The sequence below is a fragment of the Synechococcus sp. WH 5701 genome (assembly GCF_000153045.1).
GTDB lineage: Bacteria > Cyanobacteriota > Cyanobacteriia > PCC-6307 > Cyanobiaceae > Regnicoccus_A > Regnicoccus_A antarcticus.
Map to the genome: position 1 here is coordinate 485614 of NZ_CH724159.1, position 25206 is coordinate 510819.

Annotated in this window: 25 protein-coding genes, 1 tRNA gene and 1 pseudogene; 11 read left to right on the forward strand and 16 right to left on the reverse strand. The window is 67.3% G+C overall.

The annotated features are described in order from the left end of the window. Positions 1-5: 5 nt before the first annotated feature. The 4 genes from WH5701_RS03385 to WH5701_RS03400 are packed head-to-tail and all read right to left on the reverse strand — an operon-like array spanning position 6 to position 9623. Entirely contained in the window at positions 6-1715 is a 1710-nt protein-coding gene (locus tag WH5701_RS03385; RefSeq protein ID WP_006170530.1) for an AAA family ATPase, read from the reverse strand. Continuing rightward, the gene (locus WH5701_RS03390) at positions 1712-5569 is read right to left on the reverse strand and encodes a UvrD-helicase domain-containing protein (RefSeq protein ID WP_006170532.1); all 3858 of its coding nucleotides are present in this window, start codon (positions 5567-5569) and stop codon (positions 1712-1714) included. Before WH5701_RS03390 ends, WH5701_RS03385 begins: the two co-directional genes overlap by 4 nt. Continuing rightward, the gene (locus WH5701_RS03395) at positions 5566-8898 is read right to left on the reverse strand and encodes an exodeoxyribonuclease V subunit gamma (RefSeq protein ID WP_006170533.1); all 3333 of its coding nucleotides are present in this window, start codon (positions 8896-8898) and stop codon (positions 5566-5568) included. The genes WH5701_RS03390 and WH5701_RS03395 overlap by 4 nt, the downstream gene beginning before the upstream one ends. A gap of 44 nt (positions 8899-8942) precedes the next feature. After that, the gene (locus tag WH5701_RS03400; RefSeq protein ID WP_037979536.1) at positions 8943-9623 is read right to left on the reverse strand and encodes a metallophosphoesterase; all 681 of its coding nucleotides are present in this window, start codon (positions 9621-9623) and stop codon (positions 8943-8945) included. Positions 9624-9770: 147 nt separating this feature from the next. Here WH5701_RS03400 and WH5701_RS03405 point away from each other — a divergent pair, with 147 nt between their 5' ends. Together WH5701_RS03405 and WH5701_RS03410 are read left to right on the forward strand one after the other, a co-directional pair. Beyond that, on the forward strand, positions 9771-10112 hold the full coding sequence (locus tag WH5701_RS03405; RefSeq protein ID WP_037980177.1) for a hypothetical protein: 342 nt from the start codon (positions 9771-9773) through the stop codon (positions 10110-10112). 103 nt (positions 10113-10215) lie between these two features. After that, positions 10216-10407 carry a hypothetical protein gene (locus tag WH5701_RS03410; RefSeq protein WP_006170536.1) on the forward strand — a complete coding sequence of 64 codons (192 nt, stop codon included), beginning with the start codon at positions 10216-10218 and terminating at the stop codon, positions 10405-10407. Positions 10408-10412: 5 nt separating this feature from the next. On the opposite strand, the gene WH5701_RS03415 is transcribed toward WH5701_RS03410, so the two are convergent. Both WH5701_RS03415 and WH5701_RS03420 read right to left on the reverse strand, forming a co-directional pair. Beyond that, the gene (locus WH5701_RS03415) at positions 10413-10751 is read right to left on the reverse strand and encodes an MgPME-cyclase complex family protein (RefSeq protein WP_006170537.1); all 339 of its coding nucleotides are present in this window, start codon (positions 10749-10751) and stop codon (positions 10413-10415) included. Next, on the reverse strand, positions 10748-11497 hold the full coding sequence (locus tag WH5701_RS03420) for a pyridoxine 5'-phosphate synthase (protein WP_006170538.1): 750 nt from the start codon (positions 11495-11497) through the stop codon (positions 10748-10750). The genes WH5701_RS03415 and WH5701_RS03420 overlap by 4 nt, the downstream gene beginning before the upstream one ends. Positions 11498-11659: 162 nt before the next feature. Here WH5701_RS03420 and WH5701_RS03425 point away from each other — a divergent pair, with 162 nt between their 5' ends. Genes WH5701_RS03425 through grxD form a run of 4 tightly spaced genes read left to right on the forward strand, consistent with a single transcriptional unit; the run spans position 11660 to position 13650 of the window. Next, on the forward strand, positions 11660-12415 hold the full coding sequence (locus WH5701_RS03425) for a 1-acyl-sn-glycerol-3-phosphate acyltransferase (protein WP_006170539.1): 756 nt from the start codon (positions 11660-11662) through the stop codon (positions 12413-12415). Between the two features lie 29 nt (positions 12416-12444). Then, positions 12445-12981 carry a hypothetical protein gene (locus tag WH5701_RS03430; protein ID WP_037980181.1) on the forward strand — a complete coding sequence of 179 codons (537 nt, stop codon included), beginning with the start codon at positions 12445-12447 and terminating at the stop codon, positions 12979-12981. A 55-nt stretch (positions 12982-13036) separates the two neighbouring features. Further along, the gene (locus tag WH5701_RS03435; RefSeq protein WP_006170541.1) at positions 13037-13279 is read left to right on the forward strand and encodes a BolA family protein; all 243 of its coding nucleotides are present in this window, start codon (positions 13037-13039) and stop codon (positions 13277-13279) included. A 47-nt stretch (positions 13280-13326) separates the two neighbouring features. After that, positions 13327-13650: a Grx4 family monothiol glutaredoxin gene (gene grxD, locus WH5701_RS03440; protein ID WP_006170542.1), complete on the forward strand. Its 324-nt coding sequence runs from the start codon at positions 13327-13329 to the stop codon at positions 13648-13650. A 64-nt stretch (positions 13651-13714) separates the two neighbouring features. Here the strand turns inward: grxD and WH5701_RS03445 are convergent, their stop codons facing one another. Further along, a complete protein-coding gene (locus WH5701_RS03445; RefSeq protein ID WP_006170543.1) occupies positions 13715-13981 on the reverse strand; it encodes a DUF6761 family protein in 267 nt (88 codons plus the stop codon). 175 nt (positions 13982-14156) lie between these two features. Between WH5701_RS03445 and WH5701_RS03450 the strand changes: the two genes are divergently transcribed. Beyond that, positions 14157-14894 (forward strand): response regulator transcription factor, encoded by a 738-nt coding sequence (locus WH5701_RS03450; protein WP_006170544.1) that lies wholly within the window; start codon positions 14157-14159, stop codon positions 14892-14894. A 13-nt stretch (positions 14895-14907) separates the two neighbouring features. On the opposite strand, the gene WH5701_RS03455 is transcribed toward WH5701_RS03450, so the two are convergent. The 6 genes from WH5701_RS03455 to WH5701_RS03480 all read right to left on the reverse strand — a co-directional run bounded on the left by WH5701_RS03455 (position 14908) and on the right by WH5701_RS03480 (position 19492). Continuing rightward, a complete protein-coding gene (locus WH5701_RS03455) occupies positions 14908-15477 on the reverse strand; it encodes a hypothetical protein (protein ID WP_050751372.1) in 570 nt (189 codons plus the stop codon). Positions 15478-15482: 5 nt separating this feature from the next. Beyond that, positions 15483-15716 carry a hypothetical protein gene (locus WH5701_RS03460; protein WP_037980183.1) on the reverse strand — a complete coding sequence of 78 codons (234 nt, stop codon included), beginning with the start codon at positions 15714-15716 and terminating at the stop codon, positions 15483-15485. Positions 15717-15824: 108 nt separating this feature from the next. Next, complete coding sequence (gene crtH, locus WH5701_RS03465; protein ID WP_006170547.1) at positions 15825-17390, reverse strand: carotenoid isomerase; 1566 nt, start codon at positions 17388-17390, stop codon at positions 15825-15827. A gap of 28 nt (positions 17391-17418) precedes the next feature. Further along, positions 17419-18780 (reverse strand): FADH(2)-oxidizing methylenetetrahydrofolate--tRNA-(uracil(54)-C(5))-methyltransferase TrmFO, encoded by a 1362-nt coding sequence (gene trmFO / locus WH5701_RS03470; protein WP_006170548.1) that lies wholly within the window; start codon positions 18778-18780, stop codon positions 17419-17421. Then, entirely contained in the window at positions 18780-18902 is a 123-nt protein-coding gene (locus WH5701_RS03475) for a photosystem II protein Y (protein ID WP_006170549.1), read from the reverse strand. Before WH5701_RS03475 ends, trmFO begins: the two co-directional genes overlap by 1 nt. Positions 18903-18988: 86 nt before the next feature. Beyond that, positions 18989-19492, reverse strand: a complete 504-nt coding sequence (locus tag WH5701_RS03480; protein ID WP_006170550.1) for a gamma carbonic anhydrase family protein — start codon at positions 19490-19492, stop codon at positions 18989-18991. Positions 19493-19610: 118 nt separating this feature from the next. Between WH5701_RS03480 and WH5701_RS03485 the strand changes: the two genes are divergently transcribed. Further along, a tRNA-Lys gene (locus tag WH5701_RS03485) sits at positions 19611-19682 on the forward strand. Positions 19683-19817: 135 nt separating this feature from the next. Here the strand turns inward: WH5701_RS03485 and WH5701_RS03490 are convergent. Beyond that, entirely contained in the window at positions 19818-20174 is a 357-nt protein-coding gene (locus WH5701_RS03490; RefSeq protein ID WP_006170551.1) for a hypothetical protein, read from the reverse strand. A 120-nt stretch (positions 20175-20294) separates the two neighbouring features. Further along, positions 20295-20642, reverse strand: coding sequence for a DUF1254 domain-containing protein (locus WH5701_RS03495; RefSeq protein WP_006170552.1), 348 nt, complete (start codon positions 20640-20642; stop codon positions 20295-20297). 19 nt (positions 20643-20661) lie between these two features. Between WH5701_RS03495 and WH5701_RS17450 the strand changes: the two genes are divergently transcribed. The 3 genes and pseudogenes from WH5701_RS17450 to WH5701_RS17455 all read left to right on the forward strand — a co-directional run. Continuing rightward, complete coding sequence (locus tag WH5701_RS17450; protein ID WP_156776516.1) at positions 20662-20907, forward strand: hypothetical protein; 246 nt, start codon at positions 20662-20664, stop codon at positions 20905-20907. Between the two features lie 56 nt (positions 20908-20963). Further along, positions 20964-21941 (forward strand): hypothetical protein, encoded by a 978-nt coding sequence (locus WH5701_RS03500; RefSeq protein ID WP_006170553.1) that lies wholly within the window; start codon positions 20964-20966, stop codon positions 21939-21941. A gap of 458 nt (positions 21942-22399) precedes the next feature. Further along, positions 22400-22567 (forward strand): annotated as a pseudogene (locus WH5701_RS17455) (IS5/IS1182 family transposase); the annotation flags it as partial. A gap of 27 nt (positions 22568-22594) precedes the next feature. On the opposite strand, the gene gghA reads toward WH5701_RS17455, so the two are convergent. Further along, entirely contained in the window at positions 22595-25147 is a 2553-nt protein-coding gene (gene gghA, locus WH5701_RS03505) for a glucosylglycerol hydrolase (protein WP_006170554.1), read from the reverse strand. Positions 25148-25206: the final 59 nt, after the last annotated feature.

Genomic DNA, 25206 nt, shown 5'->3' on the forward strand with positions numbered 1-25206 from the left:
TGCCCTCAGGCGGGCAGCCACCCCTGGCCTTCGGGGGTGATCAGCACCGCCTGCTGCCTGGCCCGCGTCAGCGCGGTGTAGAGCAGGCGCCGGTCCCAGCGCCCCTCCCCCTCCGGCATCAGGACCAGCACCTGCTGGTACTGACTGCCTTGCGACTTGTGGATCGTGATCGCGAAGGCCACCTCTGCGGCGGCCATCCGGCTGGGATGAACCAGCCGCGACCCCCCTCCGGTGGCGCTGGTGCCCTCATTTCTGCCGTCACCGGGATCCTGGCTTCCCCAGAACAGCAGCTGACGCTGGCCCTCCACGTCAACCACCACCCCCACATCGCCATTGGCGAGCCCCTGCTCCGGCAGGTTGCGCTGGCACAGCACCGGCGTGCCGGGGGGCCAGCTCGCTGGTCCCCGGCTCCAGTCGTCGCCCAGCAGCCGCTGGTTCAGCGACTCAACCCCCCAGCGCCCGCGCCGGGTGGGGGCCAGCACCACGCAGCGCTCCACCTCGTCGAGCAGCTCCTGGGTCAAGCCATCAGGATTCTCACTCCAGCGGGCGGCCAGCTGAGCCAGCTGCGCCTGATGGGCCCTGAGCCGCTCGAGTAACTCGGCGGGCAACCGGCCGGCTGGGCAAGGCCACCAGCTGAGGTTGTCCGAGGCCTTGAGCAGGCTCAGGTCCTGCAGAAACCCATGGGCGTCACCGCGCCGTAGCCGGCCGGCCGCCAGGGCCAGGGCCCCATCGTTGCGGTAGGTGGTGCTCAGTTCGATCGCCGAATCGCCCATGGCCTGGCGCCTGGCGGGGGCCTGCAGTTCCTGCAGCACCGCCCCGGGCCCCACCGGGGCCAGCTGATCGGGATCCCCCACCAGCACCAGCTGAGCCTGGTCGGGCATGGCCTCCAGCAGGGCGGCCATCAGGGGGAGATCCAACATCGACACCTCATCCACCACCAGCAGATCCAGGGCCAGGGGGTGCTCCCGGTTGCGTCCGAACCGCTCACCGCGGCTCTCCAGCAGGCGATGCAGGGTGGTGCAGGGGCTGGCCGCCAGCTGGGCGCCCAGGGGCGGCGGCAGGGTGGATCCTCCGGCGGCGATGGCCTGGCGCAGGCGGGCGGCGGCCTTGCCGGTGGGTGCCGCCAGCTGCAGCCTCCAGCCGGGGCGTTCCTCCAGCACCGCTGCCAGCATTTGCACGATCGTGCTGGTCTTGCCGGTGCCGGGGCCGCCCCCGAGCAACACCAGCCCCTGGCTGAGCAGGGCCGCCACCGCCGCCTGCTGACGGGGATCCAGCGCGCCCCGCCGCTGGGCCCGCTGGGCGGCGGTCTGCCGGCAAGCGGGACTCAGGGGCGGCTGCACGCTGGCTGTGGCCCGCCGCTCCAGTTCGGCCATCGTGCCCTCCAGCTGCAAAAGCCAGCGACGCCAGCCCACACCCCGTCCACTGAGCATCAGCGGGGACGGGGAGTCGTCGCCAGGCGCCCCAGGCTGGTCTGGGCCCTGGATCCAACCGCAGCGCACCAGGACCTGGCGGTGACCCTCAGGCCAGTGCTCCACGCTGACGATGCCCTCGGGGGCTGGCCCGTCCAGGGGCAGGTGCAACTCACCACGAACCAGGGCCGCACTCAGGGCCCCAATCAGCTCGGCCAGCAACGGATCGCTCTTGATCCCGTAAAGCCTGGGAAGGGCTTCGGCCAGGGCGGGCCCCAGGGGGGTGAGGGGGGCTTTTGGTGTCATCGCTGGCCCTCCCGCAGCAGGGCATCGAGGGCTTCGAGCCGCCCCAGCGGGGCCGGCTCCACGAACATCCCGGGCACCGACAACTCCGCCATCGTCAGGTCCGGTGGCGGGCTGATGGCACCGGGGACGCCCCTCAGAAAGATGTACACAGAGCCGCCGAGATCGCGCTGGGGGTTGTAGCCCGGCAGGCGCCAGCCCAGGTAGCGGTGCAGGGCCACCAGATAGAGGTGAGCCTGCAGCGGGTAATGGTGGCTCTCCATCACAGCTGCCATCTCGTCCCGTCCGTAGTCGAGGGGCCCGCAGGCGACCGGCTGGCCCTGGGGGTCACGCTGCCCCAGCCAGTTGCTTTTCCAGTCGGCCACCCACCAGCGCTCCTGCCCGTCCCCCCCGGGCGCGGTGAAGACCAGATCGATCGAGCCGGTGAGGAATCCGCGGCTGGCCACGTTCAACTCCGCCAGCCGCTGGGGGTAGGTTCCGCTGACGCTCCCCTCGGGGTGCCGGCTGAACACCTCGGCCAACCCCTGGGCCCGCACCAGGGCTCGCCCTGCTGAGGCGTCTGCGCCCAGGGCCAGGGGCAGATCGAAGGGCATCTCGCGCAGCTGCCGCCGAGGATCCAGCTGGGCCAGGCACACCTCTCCCAGCGCTCCTCCCATCGGCGTGTGACGCAGCTGCTCGAGGAACTGCAGGGTGGCCGGAGCGTGCTCCAGATCCAGTCCAGCCCGCTCCAGCTCCCTCTCCACCAGCTCCCGGTGGAGAGGGTCGTCACCAGGCTGGCGGTGATCGACCCGCTCCAGGATGCGGTGCAGGCAATCACCGGCGGCGGCGCCGCGGGGAAACATCGCCAGAGGGCCGTTGCGGCCCCCCCAGGTCTCTGGCCCCTGCTTCGGGCTGACGGGATCTGTGGCCTGAGGGCCTGGGCCATCCGCATCACTGGCGGTGCGATCGAAGCCATCGGTTTCGCGGCCCTCCTCGATCGCCTCCGGTGCCAGCGGTTCCCCATGGGCCCCCTGGGTCCAGCTGGAGTAGCTGCTGCGCCCCCAGCCCGAGAGCAGTGACCAGCGGGGGACCGGGCCGGTGCGCAGATCTCCGGCCTCCGCCGGCACCTGCCAGCGCCGCGCGGCCGGCTGCTCGGGATCGCCGCTGATCAGGGTGATCGGCAGGGCGCGCCGCTCGATCTCTCCCTCGAGATGCTCGAGCCACTCCTGATCGGAGCGACCGGCATCAATGTCGTCGTCGGCCTCCAGGGCTGGCAGGGGTTGGTCGCTGAACAGCCAGGGGATCAGGGGGTTGCTGCCCTGGCCCCGGGCCGGCCCGAAGCCGAGCACCAGCAGCTCCCTGGCGCGGGTGAGGGCCACGTAGGCCAGCCGTTCCCGCTCCGCCGTCAGGGCGGCCTGCTCCTGCTCCGCTGCCTCCTGGCCAGGCCCCCAGCGCTGATCGAGATGCACATCGAGCTGGGGCCCGCTGGCCTGCGGCGGGGTCCAACGGCGCCCGATGCCCCGGCCCCCCCGGCGGTTGGTGCTCCCTACCCCCTGCCAGAAGTAGGGACAGATCACCACGGGGAATTCCAGTCCCTTGCTGCGGTGCACTGTCACCACCCCCACCGCGGAGGCGACCGCATCGCTGTGGGGCTGCTGGTTCTCCGGCGCGGTCTCGGGCGGGTGCAGCCGCCGCCGCCGCAACCAGTCGGCGCTGGCGGCCGCCCCGAGCCGCTGCTGGTGCAGCCGCTCCTGCACCAGCTCCGCGCACTGCTGCAGGTCGGCCAGCCAGCGACCCTGCAGGGAGAGCCGGGCCAGCTCCTCACTGCGCAGTAGTCGCCCCAGGGTGGCCAGCAGTCCGTCGTCGGGCAGGCGCTCAGCCAGGCGGGCCAGCTGGCCGGAGAGGCGATCCCACTCCTGGCTGCCGGCGGCCGCCAGCTGCTGTGGACTCCAGCCCAGCAGGGGGGAGGCGGCCAGCAGCCGCAGGCGTGGGCCGCTACCAGGCTCCGCCAGGGCATCGAGCAACCGCTGCAGCAGGGCGGCCCCCTCACCGGCGAACACATCCCCCTGGCTGAGCAGGCGGCTGGGGAGCCCACGGCGCTCCAGGGCCTCGCGCAGGTCTTCGGCCTGCTGGTGCCGGTCCACCAGCAGGCAGAGGTCGGAGGGTTGCAGAGGCCGGCTCCCCTCCCCTTCACCCATCCGCCATCCCCTCAGCAGCAGATCCAGCACCAGGGCCGCCACCCGATCACCCACCCGGTTCTCCAGCTCGCCTCGGCTGGGGAGCGCCTCTGCGGCGGCGCGATCGCTCCCCAGCCAGAGCAGCTGAAGGGGATGTTGTCCCGCCGGCAGGATCAAGGGCTCTCCCCCCTCAGGGCGGGCGGCCTGAAGGGGCGGCACAGGCAGCTGCGAGCGCGGCAGGCCCGGGGCCATCAGACGGTTGAGCGCCTCCAGCAGGGGCGGCGAGGAGCGGAAGTTGCGCGCGAGCCGGTGACTGGTCGCGGCTGTGCTGCTGGCCGTTCGGTAGGTGTCGAGATCGCCTCCTCGGAAACGGTAGATGGCTTGCTTGGGATCTCCCACCAGCACCAGCAGGTGCCGGGGCTGGGCAGCAGCGGCTGCGAAGGCCCGGTGCAGGATCCGCCACTGCAGGGGATCGGTGTCCTGGAACTCATCGATCAGCGCTGCCCCGTAGCGCTGGGAGAGGGCCTCGATCAGGCCAGGCCGCTGGCTGCCGTCGCCACCGGGATCGAGGCCAACGAGCAAGTCGCCGTAGCTCATGCGCCCTCCCCGTTGCCGCCGCCGCGCCAGCTCCGCCCGGGCCCAGTGGCAGAAATGGCCGAGCACCGCCTCGGCAGGGCCGTCCACCAGGGCCGCCGCCGCTTCCAGCAAGCGGGGTTGGGGCAGCTTCGGCCGCGGACCCTCCAGCGCTGCCGCTGCCTGGCTAATCGGCCCCGGGTGGAAGTAGTCGGGAATCCAGCTGGTTTTCTCCTCCAGCAGCTCGGTGTAGGAGCCCGGGCACGGCTGATGCTGCAGCCAGGCGCTCAGCAGCTGGGCGCGTTTGTGCCGGGGTTTGGCGCTGTAGGGCCCCTTGCTCTTGAGGCCGGCCTGCTTGCGTTCCGCCGCCGCCGCGCAGAGAGCCTGCTCCAGCGCCTCCCCCTGCTGCTCCCAGAGGGCCTGAAAGCGCTGCCAGTCGGCCTTCCACTGGGCGAGCCACTGGTCGGGCAGGGGGCGCTCGGGGTCCCAGCGCGGCGGCAGCTCCGGGCTGGCCAGGGTCGGATCCCCTTCCAGGGTGGCCAGCAGGCTCTGCAGCGCCTGGATCTGGACCCCCTTGCTGATCAGTCCCCGCAGGGCGTGGGCGGGCAGGGGCAGCACCTGCTGCTGCCAGTAGTCGTGCACCACCTGCTCCTGCAGCAGTGCCCCGTCGTTGTCCAGCTCCACCTCAGGGGCCAGGCCCGCCTCCAGGGCCTGACGCTGCAGGCTGCGGTGGCAGAACCCGTGGATCGTGGTGATGTCGGCGGCGTCGAGTTCCTCGAGGGCCAGCAGCAGCTGGGCGCGCAGCCGCTCGTAGTTCTGCGGGGGGATGTTCCCCAGCCACTCCTTCAGCTCCTGATCAAGACCCTCGTGGCCTGCCGGATCAGGGGTCTGCAGCAGCTGCTGGGCCTGCTGCAGCCGCCGGCCGATCCGGTCCCTGAGCTCGGCGGCGGCGGCCTTGGTGAAGGTGACCACCAGCAGGGCACGCAGCGACAGCTGCCGCTCACCCACCAACCGCAGCACCAGGTGGGCGAGGGTGAAGGTCTTGCCGGTGCCGGCACTGGCCTCGATCAGGTGCACCCCTGGATCCAGGGGCAGGCCATTGGCTGCCTGGGCTCCGGCGCCGCTCATGGCTTCAGCTGCTGCTCCAGCAGCGGTTCATGCAGGGCCATGGCCAGGGAGGAGAACGCTCCGAAATCGCCTCGGAGGAGGGAGTCAGCCGGACACTCTCGGCCGAAGCAGAGGGCCATCGCCTCCTGTTGCCGTTCGCCGTCGGTCCAGGGGGGAGCCCCCTCCCAGCTCTGCAACGCCTTGGCGGAGCCATCGCCGGGGCGGCTGTGCTCAGCCTGGGCATAGGCCCAGCCGGTTTCCGGGGGCACCGGCCAGCAGTGGTGGCGATGGCTCTGCCGCCAGCTGAGCAACTGCTGCAGCTGTTCGGCCGCGGCCTCCGCTCCGACGGCCTGCAACCGCTGCGCCACCACGAAACGATCCTTGTCGCGAGCGATCAGGAGAGCCTGCCGCGGGGCCTGGCCGCTGGCACCCGCCAGCAACAGCCGCAGCCAGAGATCGAGCCGGTGGGGGGTGCGGGCCCGGGCGGTGTGCACCAGCACCAGCAGATCGTCGCGCCAGTCAAGATCCGCCTCCAGGACCCTGCTCAGTGGTGCCCCCTGCCGCTCCGGCCACCGCTGCCGCTGGCGGCGGGGTTCCCCCAGCCGAACCAGGAGTTCCTGCAGCGATGACCAGCGCTGGCTGAGGGCGTCGCCTTCCAGCTCCCCCGCCGTCAGGGGAGGGGCCAGGCCGCGGCCGCGCCACAGCCGCAGCCAGTCGGGCGGGTCAGGGTCATGGCTGCCGCGGGCCAGTTGATCGCGCAGCAGCTGGGAGCGCCGCAGCTCATCGAGGCTGAGGGCTTCAAGGTCTTCCACCGGGTCGGCCCATTCCCGCGGCCGCAGGCCCAGCTGCTGCAGCCAGCTGTCCTGGGGCGCCATCAGCCAGCGGCGCAGGTCTTCAAAGGGATCAGTGGTGGGATCCCCCTCAGGCGCGCTGGTGCCGTTTGCAGCGACTGGCTCGGGTGGCTGACGCCGGGCCAGGGGTTGAAGTGGTTGAACCGCCAGCGCCGGATCCTCGAGGCGCTGGCGGGCCTGGCGCAGGCGCTGGTCGCAGCTGGGTGGCGGCCGGTGACCTGCCGGCAGGAAATTGCGGCGATCGAGCGGGTTGACGGCGTGGTCCACCACCAGACCCTCGAAGCCCTCGGCACCGAGGTCGGCCCGCAGCTGATCCAGCCACTGGCGCACCGGGGCCGGCGGTGGGAGGGGATCGCCCTTGCGCTCGTCCCGGCTGCTCCAGCTGACCAGCAGGTGATCGCGGGCCGAGAGCAGCGCCTCCAGCAGCACATAGCGGTCCTGGTCGGCCGGATCGGGGTCCCCCAGCAGGCGCTGATGCTCCATGGGATGGAAGCTGGGCCGCTGTCGGCGGCGTGGGAACACTTCCGCATCGAGGCCCATCAGCACGATCACCCGGTAGGGGATGGCCCGCATCGGCTCGAGGGCGCTGATCGTCAGGGCGCCGCTGCGGTGGCCGAAGCGGCCGCTGTCGGCGGCCAGCCGCTCCTGCAGCACCGCCGCCACCACCGTTGGCGGGATCGTCAGGGTGCAGCCGGCGGCCCCGGCCGTCCACTCGGCGATGGCCTGGTGGATCGTTGTCAGCTCCCAGGCCCTCTCGCCGCCGTCGCCGAAGAGGTCCTCGAGCAGGCCCCTGAGACAGGGGCCCCACTCCTCGGCGCGGCGGCTGTGGCGCAGCTCCGCCAACGCCCGCCTGAGGCGAGTGAGCAGCAGGATCCAGCGCCCCTGGCTCTCAGGCGTGCCGGCCAGGGGGTGGGGCGCGCAGTCGCCGATGGCCAGCCCGGGCTGGTCGGGGAGCACCAGGCCCAGCAACAGTCGATCGATCGCCCAGCTCAGGCTGTGCTGCTCGGCGCCGCCGCGCTCGCTCCCGTCCAGCCCCCAGCGGAAGCCACTGGCCTGCAGTGCCCTGGTGATGGCGGCAGCCTCGTGGGGCTCCAGCTGATGGTGCTCCTGCAGGGCAGTGCTCTCGAGCAGGCCTTCCAGGCCCGAGGCCGTCAGGCGCTCTCCCGCCAGCCGCAGCACCTGCAGCAACGACTGGGCGATGCCGGCGTCATCGAGCTGGCTGCGGTCGGTGAGCCGCCAGGGCAGCTCAACTCCCGTGGCGTCGCTGTCGGAGAAGACCGACGCCAGCAGGGGCGCCAGCTGGTCCACCTGGGGAGTCATCACCAGGATGTGGCGCGGCTCGAGGCTGGGGTCCGAGGCCAGCAGCTGCAGCAGGCGATCCCGCACGATCTGCACCTGCCGCAGCCTCCCCGGACAGGGGTGGAACTCCAGGGAGTGGTCCTCCCCAGAGCGCTTCAGGGGAGAGGCTGCCGCCCGCTGGGCGAGTTGCTCCTGCAGCTGCTCCAGCAGGCTGGGGTTGCGCTGGGCGGCGGCCGCCGCCGTGGCCGGCAACAGGAACAGATCCCGCTCCTGTGCACTGCCCAGCTCCGACTCGCCGGTGCCCTCCAGCAACTGCTGGAATTCCCCCCCCAGGCGGCCGAAGCGGGCCTCGAGACCCGGGGTCTGCAGCAACCAGTCGAGGCCGAAGGGCTGCTCCAGGGCCAGGGCGTCCTGGAGTTCGCGGCGGCGCTCAATGCAGCGCTGCCAGAGGTCGGCGCAGGGGGTGAGCAGGTAGAGGTCCACGGGCACCACCAGGGCCAGGGCCTGGAGCAGCTGCACCTGCACCGGCGGGGCGCTGCTGAGGCCGAACAGGCGCAAGGGGGAGGCGATCGCTTCGCCGCTGATCTGTCCTTGGCGCAAGCGCTCGATCAGGTCCAGGGCCTTGAGCCCGAAGGGCTTCTGACCCAGGCGGTCCCGCAAGTGCTGAACCAGCAGGGGCTGCCAGGCCAGCGACTCCGGCAGGGCATTCCCGCGGCTGTCACCACTGCCGCCCTGCCACCACGCCAGGGCCATCGCTGGCCTGTAGAGGCTGAGGTCATCGAGGCCATCGGCGATGGCGCGGGCCAGTTGCCAGAGGGGGGCATCCAGCTCGCCCCCGTCGTCGCGGTGCTCCAGCCAGCGCCGCAGCGGCGCGGCTTCCGGCGCCTCCACCAGCTGCGGCAGCAGCTCCAGCACCGGCCAGACCAGGTCGCCCGCCCGCCAGGGGTCGCTTCCCTCGGTGCTCTCGCCAAGGAGCTGCTCGACGATGGCGCGCAGCTGGCTGCCTGGAAAGGGGAAGCGGATGTTGGCGGCGATGCCCCCCAGCTCCAGGGCCAGCTGCTCCCCCAGCCAGCGGCTGGTGGGCCAGGTGTTCACCACCACCGATACCGTCTCGAAGGGGTCGGGGGGGGCGAGAAGCAGGTGTTGTCCCAGCAGCTGGGCGAGCAGGTCGGCCCGGTTGCTGCGATACACCGTCAGCATTGGACAGCCATCAGCATGGGATCGCCGTCAGCATGGGATCGCCGTCAGCGGGAGCCGGCCACCACCTTGGATGAACGCCGCTGGCCCGGGGCCGGTAGCTGTGCCTCGATGCTGCGCAGGCCAGGCACGCTGCACAGTTCGCCGGTTTCCGGACAGTAGGCGCTCAGCCGTCCGCCGTAGCAGGCGCCGGTGTCGATCTTGACGATGCCGTTGGCACTGCGCTCCACCCGGGCCACGGGGGTGTGGCCAATGATCACGTCCCCGAAGCGGCCGTCGTATCGGCTCCAGAAGGGATGACGGATGGAGAGGTCGGGCAACCAGCTGCTGGGATCAAAGCCAGCATGGGTGGCCACCCAGCCCTTGCCCCAATAGGCCAGGGGAAGGCTCTCCAGCCGCTCGCGCCAGAGGCGGCATTGACGGCTGCCCAGCTGCCGGTAGGTGTCGGACCCCGCCAGGGCCGGATCACTGGTCCCCCGTTGCCTGCTGAGGGCCTTGAGCAGGCTCTGCTCGTGGTTTCCCCGCAACCAGACGGCCCGCCCCTGCTCCACCAGCGCCCAGGCCAGGAGCATGGTGCGCTCAATCTGGGGCCCTCGATTGATCAGATCACCGCAGAAGATCAAACGTTCGCTGCCGGGCAGTCGGCTGATCAGATCCTGGAGAGCGGTGGCGCAGCCATGGACGTCACCGATCACCCAGTGACGGGGGGACTGCGTTGGGGACGCCATGCAATGGATGCGCCGAAGGGGAACTGCGCTGTATCCAGTGTGGCCTCTGATCTCCACTTCTGTCAGCCCGATGGCGATCAGCGCTGGCCCAGATCCTTCGCCGGCCCTCTGAAGCTGGTACGGTCCGAATCATGCCGCTGGGGTCCGATGAATCCTGCTTCCTTGCCGGTGTCCCAGAGAGTGCAGGCCCTGGTGAAGGCCCTGAACGGGGCGAAACGCACCAATGAGGCGCTGGCCCGCTGCCGTGACGGCGACGCGATGATCGAGGTGCTGGTGGACGCCTCCCGCAAGCTCGGTCTGGGGCTCAGCCGCGAGGATCTGCTGGCGACACCGCCGATCCGCGACTGGATCTGGTGGAAGAACAAGGAAGCGCTGCTCACCATCGGCGACAACCTTCCCCGTTACCAGCAGGACGGGGGCCAGGGGCGAGCGCCCAAGGCAGCCGGGGGGGAGCAGGAACCTCGGCGTCGCTTCCTCGGGCTGTTCTGAGCGGCCGATAATCAGGGCAACATGCGTGATCTGAGACATCCAGCGGATCTCTCAAGAAAATCCTTGGATTTCATGCCGCTCAGGCCACCTTCAGGCTGAGAGCATGAACCAACCCAGACGTCAGCACGTCAACACCTTGATCACCACGGATCTCCACTGGCAAGAAAATGGAGAGCTCCATCCAGACGATGTCGCACGTCTGAGGGAGCGGCTCCTCGCTGATGCCGCCCTTAACCCAATCCAGCTTCAGCTGCTGGATGGCTGGATGGTCACCAAGCAGAAGCAGCCGGCCTGAGCCGCTCAGACGGCCTGCTGGGCCAGGGGATCCTCAATTGAGGCGCTGGGGGCTTCAAAGCTGCCTTTGGCCACGAATTCCAGCCGCAGCTTGAGGAAATCGATGAATTTGGGATCGGTGGAGACCACGGCCGCTGCAGGGCTTGGCACCTTGGTGGCCAGTGCCGAAAGCTCAGGGGCGCTCAGAAAGGCTGGACGCTTGAGCAGCCAGAAATCGATCGCCTTGCCCACTTCGCCGTAGTTGCGCACCCGCTCGCGCAGCACCTCCTCCAGGGGTTCCTCCACCGTCAGGAATTGCTCACTGGCGGCGATGAAGTGATAGGTGGTGGTTGGGGAGGCGCTCATGGGGTGTTGCTGCTGAACAGGGGGTCGCGGCGTGGATTCTGAATCAGGGAGCGCATCTCCCTCACAGCGCTCTGCAACCCCACGGCCAGGGCCCTGGCCACGATCGTGTGGCCGATGTTCAGCTCCTCGATCCCCTCGATCGCGGCGATCGGCTCCACGTTCTGGTACGTGAGCCCGTGGCCAGCATTGACCCGCAGCCCCAGGGAACGGGCCACGAAGCTGCCCTCTTCGAGCCGCGCCAGTTCCCGCGGCTGCTCAGCCCAGTCGGCCTCGGCGTAGGCGCCTGTATGCAGCTCCACCCAGCGGGCACCGCTGGCACGGCTGGCTTCCAGCTGAGTGACCTCCGGATCCACGAACAGGCTGACCGGGATGCCTGAGCCCTGCAGGCGGCCCACCAGTGCCTGGAGCGTGCCGAGCTGGCTCACCACGTCGAGTCCGCCTTCGGTGGTGACCTCCTGGCGATGTTCCGGCACCAGGGTCACCATGTCCGGGCGGATCCGCAGGGCGATCGCCTCCATCTCAGGGGTGGCAGCCATCTCCAGGTTGAGGCGGCTGCGCACGGTGGCCCGCAGCAGCTCGACGTCGCGCTCCTGGATGTGGCGCCGGTCTTCGCGCAGATGCACGGTGATCCCATCGGCGCCCCCCAGCTCCGCCAGCAGCGCCAGGGTGACCGGATCTGGTTCCAGGGCCCGGCGGGCCTGACGCACGTTGGCGATGTGATCGATGTTCACGCCAAGGCTGGCCATGGCTAGCGGATGTGCTCGATGAAGCTTTGATCCTATGGATCAGGCCCGGTCTCTCCGAGGCCGTTGCGGGGTCGCGCTCAACCGCAGAGGCAACTGCCCGTGCCCTGAAACGAAGCACTGCGGCGCCCTCTAACTTGCAGCGATTGGGGGATACGGCTTCTGGTGACGGCCAAGACGACGGAAGTGATCGAGGGACCACTGAGGACCGAGCCGAAGCATCTCTCCAGCCTGGTGGCCCGGGAGAGCAGCGTCTGTCGGGGCATCAGTCCCGTGCTGTCCCCATTGGCGATGCTGGTGACCCAGGACCTGGCCCTTCCGGGGTTCTTCAGCTCGATCGAGGTGCTGGGATCCGAGCACCTGCCTCTGGAGGGTCCGGTGCTGCTGGCTCCCACCCACCGGGCCCGCTGGGACGCCCTGCTCCTGCCCTACGCCGCCGGCCGTCGGATCAGTGGCCGCGATTGCCGCTTCATGGTCACCGTCACGGAGATGAGGGGGATCCAGGGCTGGTTTCTCGACCGTCTGGGTTGCTTCCCGATCGACCAGGGACGGCCGGGCACCAGCTCCCTTCGTTATGCCGTCGACCTGCTGGCCGCTTCGGAGCAGCTGGTGGTGTTTCCCGAGGGCCAGATCCGCCGTCAGGATGAACCGATTCGGGTGCACCAGGGTCTGGGACGGTTGGCGCTTCTGGCCGCCAGCCAGGGGGTGGATGTGCGGGTGGTTCCGGTCGGGATCGGCTACGGCAAGGCCCCTCCGAGCTTCAGGAGCCGGGCCGCCCTGGCCTTTGCTCCTGCCCTGGCGGTGGAGGGCGATGGCGGCCGCGCCGCGGTCCGCGCCCTCAACGACCGGCTGGCGGTGGCGATGCAATCAGCTGAGGAAGCGGCCCGCATCGCTGTGGGTCGTCCCTTCGCTTCCCCGTAGAGTCCGACGAACTTTCGGTGTTGTTCTCCGTGCGCCGGCCCTACGTTGCCCTCGGGCTTGCCCTGGCGGCAACCCTGCTCCCCTTCGCCCCGATTCTGCCCCTTCAGGCCCAGGGTGAGCCCCCGAAGGTGCTTGAGGGTTCGGCTGGAACCTTCAACCTGCAGGCCGTCAAGGACCTCCTCAGCCGTGGTGATGCAGCCGTGGCCCGTGGTGATCTGGCTTCCGCCCGCAAGGACTACGACCAGGCCAGGGATGCCAGCTTGAAGCTGCTCGGCTTCTACCGAGATCTGAGCGGTTCCTTCCGTGGTCTCGATGCGCGCATTCCCCGCGAGATGGACCAGAAGGGCCGTGAGTCGCTGGAGCTGCTGGCTCAGTCCAACCTGCGTCTGGCCGCCCTGCTGCGCCGACAGAACCAGCCTGAGGTGGCCGTGCCCCTTCTGGTGGAGGTGGTGAAGGTGATGACCCCGACCCGCGAGGAGGGGCGTCGCGCTTACCAGACCCTGGTGGAACTCGGCTTCGCCACCATTCCCTACACCGCCGTGAGCGACTCCCCGGCAACGCCGTAAGGCAGCTGGGCGCTCCGGCTTCTAGATTCCACCTCAAGTGGATGGATTCCCTGTCATGGTGCAATCGGAGCAGGTGAAAGAAGCGATCTGCGCCAGCCTCCCTGATGCCGAGGTGGAGGTGGAGGATCTCACCGGGGGTGGCGACCATCTCCAGGTGAAAGTGGTGTCCTCCGCCTTTGCCGGCCTCTCGAGGATCAAACAGCACCAGCTGGTTTACGCAGCCCTGCGCCGGGAGCTGGCCAGCGAGGCCATCCATGCCCTGGCCCTGCAGACCACAACGCCCGTTGGCGTGGGCTGATCCTTCCGCTCCTCCTTACTCCCCCAACTCTTTTACCCCTGGCATCCATGGACAGCGCCGTCAAGCAACGCATCGACAGCCTTCTGAGCAGCAGCCCGATCGTGGTGTTCATGAAGGGCTCAAAGCTGATGCCGCAATGTGGTTTTTCCAACAATGTGGTCCAGATCCTCAACTCCCTGGGTCTGCCCTTCGAAACCTTCGATGTGCTCTCCGATCAGGAGATTCGCCAGGGCATCAAGGAGTATTCGGAATGGCCCACCATTCCCCAGGTCTATGTGAACGGCGAGTTCATTGGCGGCTCCGACATCCTCATCGAGATGTACAACTCCGGCGAACTGCGTGAAACCCTCACGGTGGCACTGGCCAGCTAGGGATTCTCCTCACGAAACATCATCGAGCCGGCCGGCCTCCAGGGCGCTGAACAGTCGCCACTGATCAGTTGCGACTGTTCTCGAACAGGGTGCTGAGGTTGCCGTCGGGGCCGATGAAGCTGGAGGGGTCCATGATCCAACGCTCGATCAGGTCTTCCAGGCGGCGCTGATCCAGAGGTTGCAGCACGGAACCGCGGCGCAGGGCATGCAGATAGCCATCGGCGTAGAGCCTGAGTTCGGAGGGGCTGTGGTAGCGGCTGGCCAGGTCCTGGCAGGCGTCACAGATCGACTGGAAGTGACGGATGGCGTCTGGATTCTGCAGCGCGGTCATAGGGGCACAGGCTGTCTGGGCGGGGGTGGCATCGATCGATACCGACTGCTCCCGGGGTGTATCGGGTAGCCTAGGGACTCACCCGTGGCCGCGTGTGGAGCTCACACCAAAGCCTGATTCCAGTGATCCCACGTCCATCAAGCTGACGCTGGAGCCACGTTCCGGTGGTTCAGCGATGTTGAAGCGTGTTCTGGTTGTCGACCCTCATCCAACCCTACGCACGGTCCTGGCCCAGAGACTGCGTCAGGATGGATACCTGGCCGCTGCTGTGGCAACGGCGTCTGAAGCCCTTCAGCTCTGCGACGACCAGACCCCCGATCTGCTGGTGAGCGCCGAACTGCTCGAAGAGAGCACAGCCCTGCGCCTGGCGGCCCATCTGCGCACCCCGGTGATGGTGCTCACGGCCCGCAGCGGCGCTGATCCGGTGGTGGCTCTGCTCGATGCCGGTGCCGACGACGTGCTGCGGAAGCCCTTCGGGCTTGAGGAGCTGGCGGCCCGCTGCCGCAGCCTGCTGCGCCGCAGCGGCACCGGTCTGCAGGAGCGCGTCTGTGTCGGTCCGCTGGAGGTGCATCTGCTCCTGCGCCAGGTGACCCTGCGCGATCAACCCGTGGAGCTCAGCCCAAGGGAATTCGCCCTGCTCTGTGCCCTGCTGATGCCCCCCGGCATGGTGCGCAGCCGCCAGGAGTTGCTGCGCATGGCCTGGCCCCCGTTCAGCGGCGGTCCCCGCTCCGTCGACACCCAGGTGCTCACCCTGCGCCGCAAGCTTGAGCTGGCCGGTCTTGGCGAAGGAGGTGGCATCGAAACCGTGCGCCAGCAGGGCTATCGCTTCAGCCTTGAAACCCTCCCTGAAGCCCCTGAGCCCTCCCTCAGCCCGGCCGGTGGTGTGCGTTCCCAGGCCGCCGGCGCCAGCTGACGCCGAGCTTGGCTCAGCCCAGGCTCGGAACTTTGTCCATGGGCCAGGTGGTGATCGCCACCAGCTCCCCCAGCAGCATGGTCAGCGAGAGACCAGCCAGGGCCCAGTAGGTCCACGCAGGCGATATCCTGCCCACGCCCGAGAGATCCAGGCCGCTGGTGCGCTGCACCTGCAGCAAGAAGGCGGGGAAGCGGGCCACCCGCTGGGGCAGCAGCAGGCGGCGGCCATCCCGGGAGCGCAGGTAATAGACCCGTCCGCCCTGGCTGGTGCCGACGCTGGTGAGAGCCTCAAGCTGCTGCCAGGGCAGCTGCCAGCCCCGGCGCAGCAGCCAGGCGCACCAGCGGGGATGGCCCACCGTGATGCCCTCCTGATCCAGCCTCACCCGCTCGCTGAGCAGGCCGGCCACCAAAACGAAGCCCAACGGCAGGGCGGCTGTGAGTGACGGCCGCAATGGGGGCGTGGCCAGAAGCGGCAGGGGCAGCACCAGGGCGAGGTAAAGCCCCAGCAGGGTGAAGCGAATCAGCGGAGCCACCGGGTACGTCTGGGGCTGATCCGGTACATCTCCTGGCGGATTGGAGGCCATGGGGCTCAGCTGTGACCGAACAGTTCGGCTTCGCGACCGCGCCAGAAGGTGCCCAGACGCATCAGGTCGTTGTGGGCGTCCTGCACCCTGCGCAGGTATTCATCGGCCCCGAGGGACTCCTTCTCTTCCTTGAGCCGGCTCAGACGCAACTGCAGCAGCATCCAGGGCTTGCTGAGGGCGTCGTTCTGCTCCAGATAGCGGGCGAGATCCTCGTGGTTGGGGGTGGGGACAGGACCCATGGAGGCATGACCATCAATGGCGCTCACCCTATGGAGCGTGAGTGATGGATGCGAGCGTGCCTGGGTCGGGTTTCCGGCTTGGTGCCCGCGCTGGGCCTTGATGGCGGTTCAGTCGGGCAGGGCCCAGGGGTTGAGGCCCAGATCGGCGCCCACCCGGTGGGCGCAGGCGAAGCCGCTGAAGGCCACCGCGTTCAGCCCCTGGCCGGGAAAGCAGGAATCACCCACCAGATACAGCCCGGGAATGCCGCTGCGGTTGAAGGGCATAGGCAGCAGCCCCGGCAGGCGCAGGGCCGGCACCGGTCCATAGCTGCCCTGGTGACGCCCGAGGAAGCGCCGGTGGCTGCGGGGGGTGCCCACTTCCCGGTGGCTGATCGCCGCGCCCAGGCCGGGCAGGATCTGCTCCAGCCGGAGGATCAGGCGATCGGCCGCCGCTTCTTTTTCGGCGCGGTAGTCGCTGGGGGAGAGCCCCTGCCAGGCCTCCAGGCTCGAGGGAGTGAAGGCATGGACGATGTGCCTTCCCTCCGGTGCCAGCGCCGGATCGAGCAGGGTGGGAATCGAGACGAAGATCGTCCCCTGCTCCGCCTCCATCGCGCTCCAGTCCTCCAGCAGCAGGTGATGGCAGTGGCTGCCTGCGGGAATCACTTCAGCCTTCACTCCCAGATGCAGGGACAGGAAGGAGGGCGAGGCCTTGTAGCGACGCCGCCAGGTGTGCTCCGCGGCCGGCACCTTGGCCTCCTCCACCAGCCCGCCGAAGGTGTCCCAGCGGGTGGCGTTGGAGATCACCCGGCCGACCCGGATCGTTTCACCCCCCGCCAGCTCCACCCCCACGGCTTTGCCGTCTTCAATCAGCACCCGGGTGACCCGGGAGCTGTAGCGGATCGAGCCGCCGTGGCGCTCCAGACCCCTCACCAGGTGGCGCGCAATCGAGCCCACGCCGCCGCGCGGATAGTTGATCCCGCCGGCATGACGGTCGGAGAAGACCATGCCGGCGTTGATCATCGGCGTGCGATCCGCTGGCATCACCGACCAGCAGAAGCACTCCATGTCGATGAACTTCAGCAGCGCCGGATCCTTGATGTGCCGGCGGGCCACATCGCCCACATTCACGGGCAGCCAGCGGGCCAGGCCGAGGCAGGCCAGCGGTGCCCGCACAAACACCTTCGCCAGGTAGGCCGGATCCTCGAGTGAGAGCAGCGGCATCGCGTCGAGACAACGGAACACGCTCCAGCAGGTGTCGTAGAAGCGGCGGATGCCGACGGCCTCATGGGGGAAGCTGGCCGAAAGCCGCTCGATGAAGGTGTCGTAGTCGCGATCCACCGCCACGGTCAGACCGCCGGGGAGGTGATACTCGAGCTGGGCCGGATCGGGGATGGTGTCCTGCCGTTCGCCAACGTCGGCCAGGGCGCGGGTGAGCAGGTTGGTGTGACCCTTCTCCCCGAAGCCGAAGATCATCGAGGCGCCCACGTCGAAGGTGTAGCCCTGGCGCTCGAAACTGCCGCCGCTGCCGCCGGGGATCAAGTAGCGCTCCAGCACCAGCACCCGCGCCCCTTTGGCGGCCAGCTGGGTGGCCGTCACCAGGCCGCCGATGCCGGAGCCGATCACGAGCGCGTCCCAGCCCTGGGGGTTGGCTGTGCTGGCGGTGGCCGAGCTGTCAGGGCTGGAGAGGACGCTCACGGGGGTGGGCCGGCTGGCAGGCTTGACCCTAGGCAAAGGTCAGCGCAGCACTGCGGGCTTCGGGCTTGAACGGTGCCAGATCGGCCAGGGAGCGATCGCGGTAGGCGCCGTAGCGGGCCCGCTTCTCCCGCACCCGCACGCTCAGTTCGGGCATCAGGCCGAAGTTGGGGGGCATCGGCTGGAACTTCGCGCTGGGGGCTTCGGCGATGAAGTGGGTGAGGGCGCCGATCATGGTGGTGGGCGGCAGGGCGATCGGGCTTCGGCCATGGGCGAGGCGGGCGGCGTTGGTGCCCGCCAGCCAGCCGCCGGCCACCGCGGCGGCATAACCCTCGGTGCCGGTGATCTGCCCCGCTGCCAGCAGGGTGGGCCGCTGCCGGAACTGCAGGGTGGGATCAAGCAGCTGCGGAGCTTCAAGGAAGGTGTTGCGGTGCATCACCCCGAAGCGCACGAACTCGGCGTTCTCCAGGCCTGGGATCAGGCGCAGCACGCGTTTTTGCTCCCCCCATTTCAGGTTGGTCTGGAAGCCCACCAGGTTCCACAGGCGACCGTCGCGGTCTTCCTGGCGCAGCTGCACCACGGCATAGGCCCGTTTGGCGCGGCGCACGTCGCGGTCGTGAAGGTCGCCCCAGCGGGGATCCCAGAGGCCGATGGGTTTGAGCGGGCCGTAGCGCATGGTGTCGTCGCCGCGACGGGCCAGCTCCTCGATCGGCAGACAGCCCTCGAAGTAGCTGGCGCTCTCCTGCTCGAAATCCTTGAGTTCGGCCTGCTCAGCCGCCAGCAGGGCCTGCCGGAACCGCTCGTACTGCTCCCGGTTCATGGGGCAGTTGATGTAGTCGGCGTCGCCCTTGTCGTAGCGGCTGGCGCGGAAGGCCACCCCCAGATCGATGCTCTCGCCCGCCACGATCGGGCTGGCCGCGTCGAAGAAATGGCAGTCGTCGCGGCCGGTGAAACGGCGCAGATCCTCGGCCAGGGAGTCACTGGTGAGGGGGCCGGTGGCCAGAACGGTGATCTCCTCGGGCTCGGGCAGCCGCAGCTGCTCGACACGCTCCACCTGGATCAGGGGATGGGTTTCAAGGATGCGGGTGAGATCAGCGCTGAACCGGCCGCGATCCACAGCCAAGGCACCGCCGGCCGGCACCGAGTGGCCGTCAGCTGTGCTGATGACCAGTGACCCCAGCTGGCGGAGTTCCTCCTGAAGCAGCCCGGCGGCCCGATCACTGGAGAGGGCTCCAAAGCTGTTGCTGCAGACAAGTTCAGCGAATTCGGCGCTGTGGTGGGCGGGAGAGCGCCGTACGGGCCGCATCTCCACCAGCCGCACCGGCAGCCCTGCCTGGGCGATCTGCCAGGCCGCTTCAGTGCCGGCCAGGCCGGCACCGATCACCAGAACCATCAGGCGCGAGAACGCTTGAGCATCAGCTGCAACTGACCGATGGCCGCACGGCCGATGTTGAACACGGCCCAGGCCACGGCGAGCAGGATCGGGGCGGTAACCAGCAGCAGCCGAGCGTCCATCGAGGGAGAATCATCGTGGGGCGATCTTACGGACAACCGCTGCCGCCTCAGAAGGGCTCCTGAGCGGTTGATCCAAATCGCAGCATTCAGGTCCCGCGGCCGGCATGGGCAGCGGCCAGCTGGCTGTAACGCAGGGCGTGCTGGAGCTGCTCGGCGGCTTCGAGCTCGCTGAGGCTGCGCTTGGCCTTTGCTGGGATTCCCGCCACCAGGGTGCGGGCGGGAACGTCTCTGGTCACCACCGCCCCTGCGGCCACCAGTGCTCCCTCCCCCACCTGCACCCCATTGAGAACGATGGCGCCGATGCCGATCAGGCAGCCATCCCCCAGGGTGGCTCCATGGACAACGGCACGGTGGCCGATGGTGACCCCCGCGCCGATCAGCACCGGCTGGCCTGGATCCCCATGCAGCACGGCTCCGTCCTGGACGTTGCTGTTGGCCCCGATCTGAATGCTGCAGAGGTCGCCCCGGGCCACGGCCATCGGCCAGAGGCTCGCTCCTGGGCCGAGGCTCACATCCCCGATCAGCACCGCTGAGGGGGCCACCCAGGCTTCAGGGTGAACGCTGGGCTCGGGCCAGACAAAGGAAGACATGGCGTCACGGGGGCAACGGGGGATCAGGGCCCCCTGATGACCCGACCATGCTCCCTTGGAGGAGGTGCCCCCTGGGTGATACGTTCCAGGGGTGCCCGCGAGGGCAGCCCACCAGGGCGGGTCGCTAGCTCAGCGGTAGAGCACTCGGCTTTTAACCGATTGGTCCTGAGTTCGAATCTCAGGCGACCCATCTTTGGCAACGACTGGGATCTCAGTCAAAAACCAAGTACTCAGCAGGTTTTCTAGGTTCTGAATCGGCTCAGTTCTTGTGCCTGAGACAGTCACACGGTGTCAGGCGGATCCAGCATGAGGCTGTTTTCTGTCCTTAGGCACCAACCACTGCCCGGTTGTGTTCGCCGTCAGCCCGAACACCGCCACGTCGAGGCGTGACTTGTAATCCGTACCAGCGAAGCCGGTGTTGGCGGGGAATGACCCAGCTGTTCTTCAGCGTCCCCGCCAGCGGCATGGTGCCGAGCGCCAAATCTCCGATCTGGGAGGACGCTTTCTTCATCTGGCCGAGGATCATCGGATTCACGTTCTCCGGCTTCCACTGCTTGCCCAGCTGAATGCCGAGATAGTTGAACGACTGCAGCAGCGCGTTGATCTGGCTGGCCGGCAGCGGGTTCTCATTCATGGCTGCCGAAAAGATCGACCAGAACTGCAGAGGGTCGTCGAACTCCATGTGGCTGGTGGCTACCTCCGGCTTCAACTTCGAGACTTCGTAGCCGTAGGCGATGGGCTTCGGCGCAGCGCCATCCTTGTATTGCGAGAGCTGCCGGATACTCTCCCTTCCAGCTTGGTCCTACAAGGGCAAACTTGCCGTCCTTGTGTAGCCGGAGGCTCCGCCAGCCGGATAGGCGAAAGCGTTGGTCCACATGTCGACAATTTCGATCATGCAGGAGCGACTGCCGGAGTCGGGCGCGGTGAGGATGACGGGTTCGGCCCCAAGATCAGCAAAGCCAAAGCCATCGATCACATCGAAGTTCGGTGATACGTAGCCCGATTCAGTGGCCAATTGTGGCGTGGAGGTGTCCTCCATGCGCCAGATGCTGTTGGGTGCCGCCTTGGGCTTAGGGCCAACGGCCACGGTGGAGCGCAGGCTGTACATGGCGAAGAGCGGGGCGCCGTAGGTCGCGGCCTGAACCGCCATGGGATCAGTCCAGTCCTCGATGGCCTTCGCCTACTCTGGTGAGGCTTCCGGTTGTTTCGCCAGGACTGAGATTCTTGGCGCAGCCATCGCAAAGCCTAATGCCAAGGCCATCAAAGCCACGCTAAACTTCATTGCACCTGCGCTGAATGTCAAGCCCATGGGGAATGCAATTGATGCAATCCCGTTTGGCATTTTTAGAGTTGCCTGGAATTTGCAATCATTGCCTTGGCGATTGTCAGGCTTTCCCAATGCGCCAAGAAGTTGATTGCACGAGTTCTGGTTTGCTGCAGGTGTGGTTCTCCTTGAAAACTGTCGGCCGAGATGAAGCGTTTTCTCTTGCTGTTGTCCTTCGCACTGACACCTGCGGCAATCGCCAGTCCCAATCCTTCGAGCCAGTCCAAGGCCGCTGATCCATCGGGCATCCCTGCGCCCTTTCTTCAACTCCTGACACTCGATCAGACCGTGACGGTCGATCAGGACTCCACCCCTGCGTCGTTGGTCCAGGCTTCGCCAGAGAGCGAGCAACGTGCATCGGATTCGGGCGATGGCAAATCGACAGAGGAAGCAGCGGCAGCACTTGCCAAGGCAGCACAGAATCCGATCGCCAACCTGATCAGTCTGCCCTTTCAGAACAACACCATTTTCGGTTACGGACCGCTGGGAAAGCGAACCCAGAATGTTCTCAACATTCAACCGGTCATACCGGTTCCACTCAGCAAGGATTTGCTGTTGGTCACCCGCACGATTGTTCCATTCATCTATCAACCCACTTCGGCATCAGGGAATACAGGTGAGTTTGGCCTTGGGGACATCAATCCCCAGTTTTATTTCAGCCCAAGAACCAACAGCAACATCACCTGGGGCCTCGGGCCTACATTTGTTCTTCCTACGGCCACACAGTCGCTCACCGGCCAGGGTAAATGGAGCGCAGGCCCAGCCGCTGTGGTGGTGGTCACCACCAAGCACATGGTCTTCGGCGCCGTCGGTAACAATGTCTGGTCGTTTGCCGGGGCCAGTGATCGCCAGTCGGTCAATCAGTTCCTGGTGCAGCCTTTCCTGAATTACAACCTGCCCAAGGGGTGGTACCTGGTGTCGGCTCCGATCATCACCTCCAATTGGCAAGCCCCCGAGGGGGACGAAGAATGGACGGTTCCCATCGGCGGTGGTGTTGGCAGGGTGTTCGCAATCGGTGAGCAGAAAGTGAACGCCACTCTTCAGGCTTACTGGAATGTGGTCAAGCCCAGCGGAGCAGGGGATTGGACCCTGAGGGCACAATTCCAGTTTCTTTTTCCCCGCTGATTATGGTGCTCCCCCAGCTAAAAAACTCCTGATTCTGATTTAATGGAAGATATTAATCGCTCTAGTTATCACCCTGTTGGCGTTGATCAATCCGCCTCCTTCCAGCGTTGTTCTCGCGTTCATGGCTCTAACCCTGCTCGAGCAGCGGCCTGAAGGCATCCCATGGAATTGTCTCAGATAAGGTCGCTAACGAGGGCTTCTTCTGTTCAAGGCTGTGGATACGATACGCTTCTTCTCATGCCAGAATCCACGCTGTCCCATTCAGCTGTATTCAACTGAACCAATTCTATTGTGTCTTTAACAGGTTGCCAGGGTGTGGCGACAATTTTTCGAGGTGCTCTTAGATGATCTACGGAGACGAGTCTGCGCAAAGTCTAGAGCCGAACTAAGAGGCTAAGTAGCGGAATCGAGATATGAGCAGTCACAAGGAGTTCGGGTTGTATCCAGTGCTTCCTGAAGATCACAAGATCGCCTCCGGCGCAAGAGTTTTAACGGCTGGTCGCCATGGGTATCGCAAGTTGTTGGTGATCAGTGAGCTGGTGAGGCACTAAAAGATCCTGCATCACTCAGACACCAGAAGCCTTCAGGATCGAATCGTCAGTTTGACTCAGCCTCACATCAGCCCACCGAGAGCCATGTGGCAGCTGTTTCGGTTACGGATCCCCGGATCGCGCGGTAGCCAGCGGCTCCAGGAGCAGGGCCTGGCTGTCTTCCAGGGTGATCGGCGCTCCGAGCAGCTGGTCGCCCGAGATCTCCAGCCCCGGAGAGCCCAGCAGCAGATTCCAGCCGGCTGTCTGATCCGGGAACAACTCCGGCAGGCGGATGGCCATTGCCTCCCCGCCCATATGGGCGACCAGGGCCACCGCTGACCCGTCGCCGGAGGTGACCTGGCTGGCGGCAGGTTCCGCCTGCAGCGGTGCCCGCCGCAATCCATAAAAGATCGTGGTGGTGGGTGTGGTGAGCAGATCCAGGCGGTCGTCGCTGCCCGCCAGATTTTCGCCCAGCCAGGGCCGGGCCCGACGGAACTGGCGCAGGGCGAGGTTGAAGTTCGCCTGCACGGGCTCCACCCGATCTTCGTGCCGCCAGATGTTGCAGGCCGCGTGCATGTCCTCCATGAAGCGGCGGGAAAAGGCTTTCAACCAGGCCACATCAAGCACCGTGGCATCGCCGTCGGCATCGGCCGGCGCGACGCTCTGGCACGCCGCCACCATGCGTTCAAGGTCGTAGTCGGTGGTCGCGATCGCCTCGCCGAGGGCGGCAAGGAACTGGCGCAGCGCATCGAACTCCGTGAACCCCAGCTGCTTGAGGGTCGGAAACAGGCTGGGATCGTGGAACTGCTCGGGGCTGATCTGCCAGTTGAGAAATCCTGGCCCCTCCTCCGCCACCACCTTCACGCCGTAGCGGTCGTCGGTGTTGCGGAAGAATCCCCAGGGCGCTCGCATCAGGCAGTGGATGAAGTCCATCGGCAAGCCCGGAGCGAATCCGTAGTTGAGCGCTCCGATCGCCGGGTTGTCGTAGGCATTGGCCAGCACGTCCGGCAGCGTGCTGCCCAGCCGAAGGTTGATCGCCTGCGTCGCTGCCACCTGGGTGCCGCGACGCAGGGTGTCGTGGTTGCCGCAGCCGGTGACCCAGCGCGAGCCGAACTTCGTCATTTCGCATACCCGCCGCCACTTATGCGCCCAGAACCCCTGCAACGCCGGGGTGTTGTGGGCAAAGATCAGCGGTCCCCACTGGTAGGCATCCGGGCGCAGGTCCACCAGATCGCGGTAGGTGGAGATTTCCTCCCAGCCCTCCGCCGGCCAGGGGCGGCCGTCCTCGTAGATCACGAAGGGTCGCCAGCGGGCAGGGCCGATCTCCTGCACCAGATCACCCATGGCCAGGAGATAGGGATCGTCGTACTCCACCCGCTCGCTGAGCGGATTGAAGTACTTAAAGTCCTGGCCGCCGTCAATGCGGATTCCATCGGCACCGGTGTTGACCTTGCGGCGCTGCATCTCCAGCAGGATCGCGCGCACGACCGGGTTCTGGTGGTTCATATCCTGGCCGTACATGTTCGGCCCCTTGAGGTAACGCCCATTCAGCAGATCCGCCGCCTGGTTGTCGGCGTGGCCGTACACCAGGTCGTAAATCAGTCGGATCGGGCCGGTGGGGAAGTTGTGCAACTCGGCGACGAAGTCCACCAGCTCATCGGGCCGCAGGGTCTCCAGCAGGGCGGGATTGGTGGCGGCGCTGCCGAAGATCAGCACGTCGTACCCCCAGTTCTGCAGCTCGGGGCGGCGCAGCCTCACCTTGACCCTCCCCGGGGTGCTCAGGATCCCCTCGGTCTCGGGATCCAGGCTGCTCTCGTCGTCGGGCCGCAGGCTGAAAGTATCGTCGTCGTCAGCCGTGCCGGCCCTCGGCTCCACATTGGGCTCAATCGGCAGCAGCTGCACGGCGTCGTACCCCACCAGATTGGTCTCGGCGGGGGTGAGGGGCAAACCCGTGCGCACTTTGCCGGCCAGCTCCTGGAAGAGGGCGGTGAGACCAGAGATGTAGCTGTTCGGGGAGGCGGTGCGCACATGCAGCTGGAGGATGTTGCCGGGCGCAGGGATCTCAACCACCGACGGACTGCTGCCATGCTCGTCCACTGGCTGGGTTGCCAGCTCGGCGGCCATCGCCTCGTAGTAGGCACGGTCGGCGCGGCGCCGCTGCAGCCCCTCGAGGTCGTAGACCTCGGCAGGGGCTTGGACCCCGAACGGATAGGACACTGCCAGGGGATCACCCACCACACGCACGTCGTTGCTGTCGGGGGAGAGGTAGCGCAGCCAATAGAGCGAGCCGATCGTGTCGGCGTCGCCGGCGCGCAGGCCGCTCACCACTCCCCAGCGGTAGTCCCCCTGCTTCTCCAGCTGCACCGCATCGCGCTGGAAGCGCACCGTCTGCTCAGGGCGCCTGGGATCCATCGACTCCAGCGGGGTGAATACCTCCAGCAGGATGTTGCGAGGCTGAATCAGGTCCCCGGCGAGCTCCGGAGTCCAGAAGCCGATCGTGGTGAGCCCGCCAGGCTGCCAGTGGGCGCCGAGGCGAGTGGCGAAATGACGGGCCTTCTCGAGGGTGGTGGCGTCGCTGCTCTCGATTGCCGCGGCCCAGGCCAGCAGCTCCGCCGTGGGCCCGGCCTCGAGCGCCACCGGAGCCGGGGAAACGGGAGAACGGGAGCCTTCGGACACGGTGTCTGCAGAGCGGGATCACAACACAGGCAGGCTGCCAGCCGCCCCAGCTGCAGCCA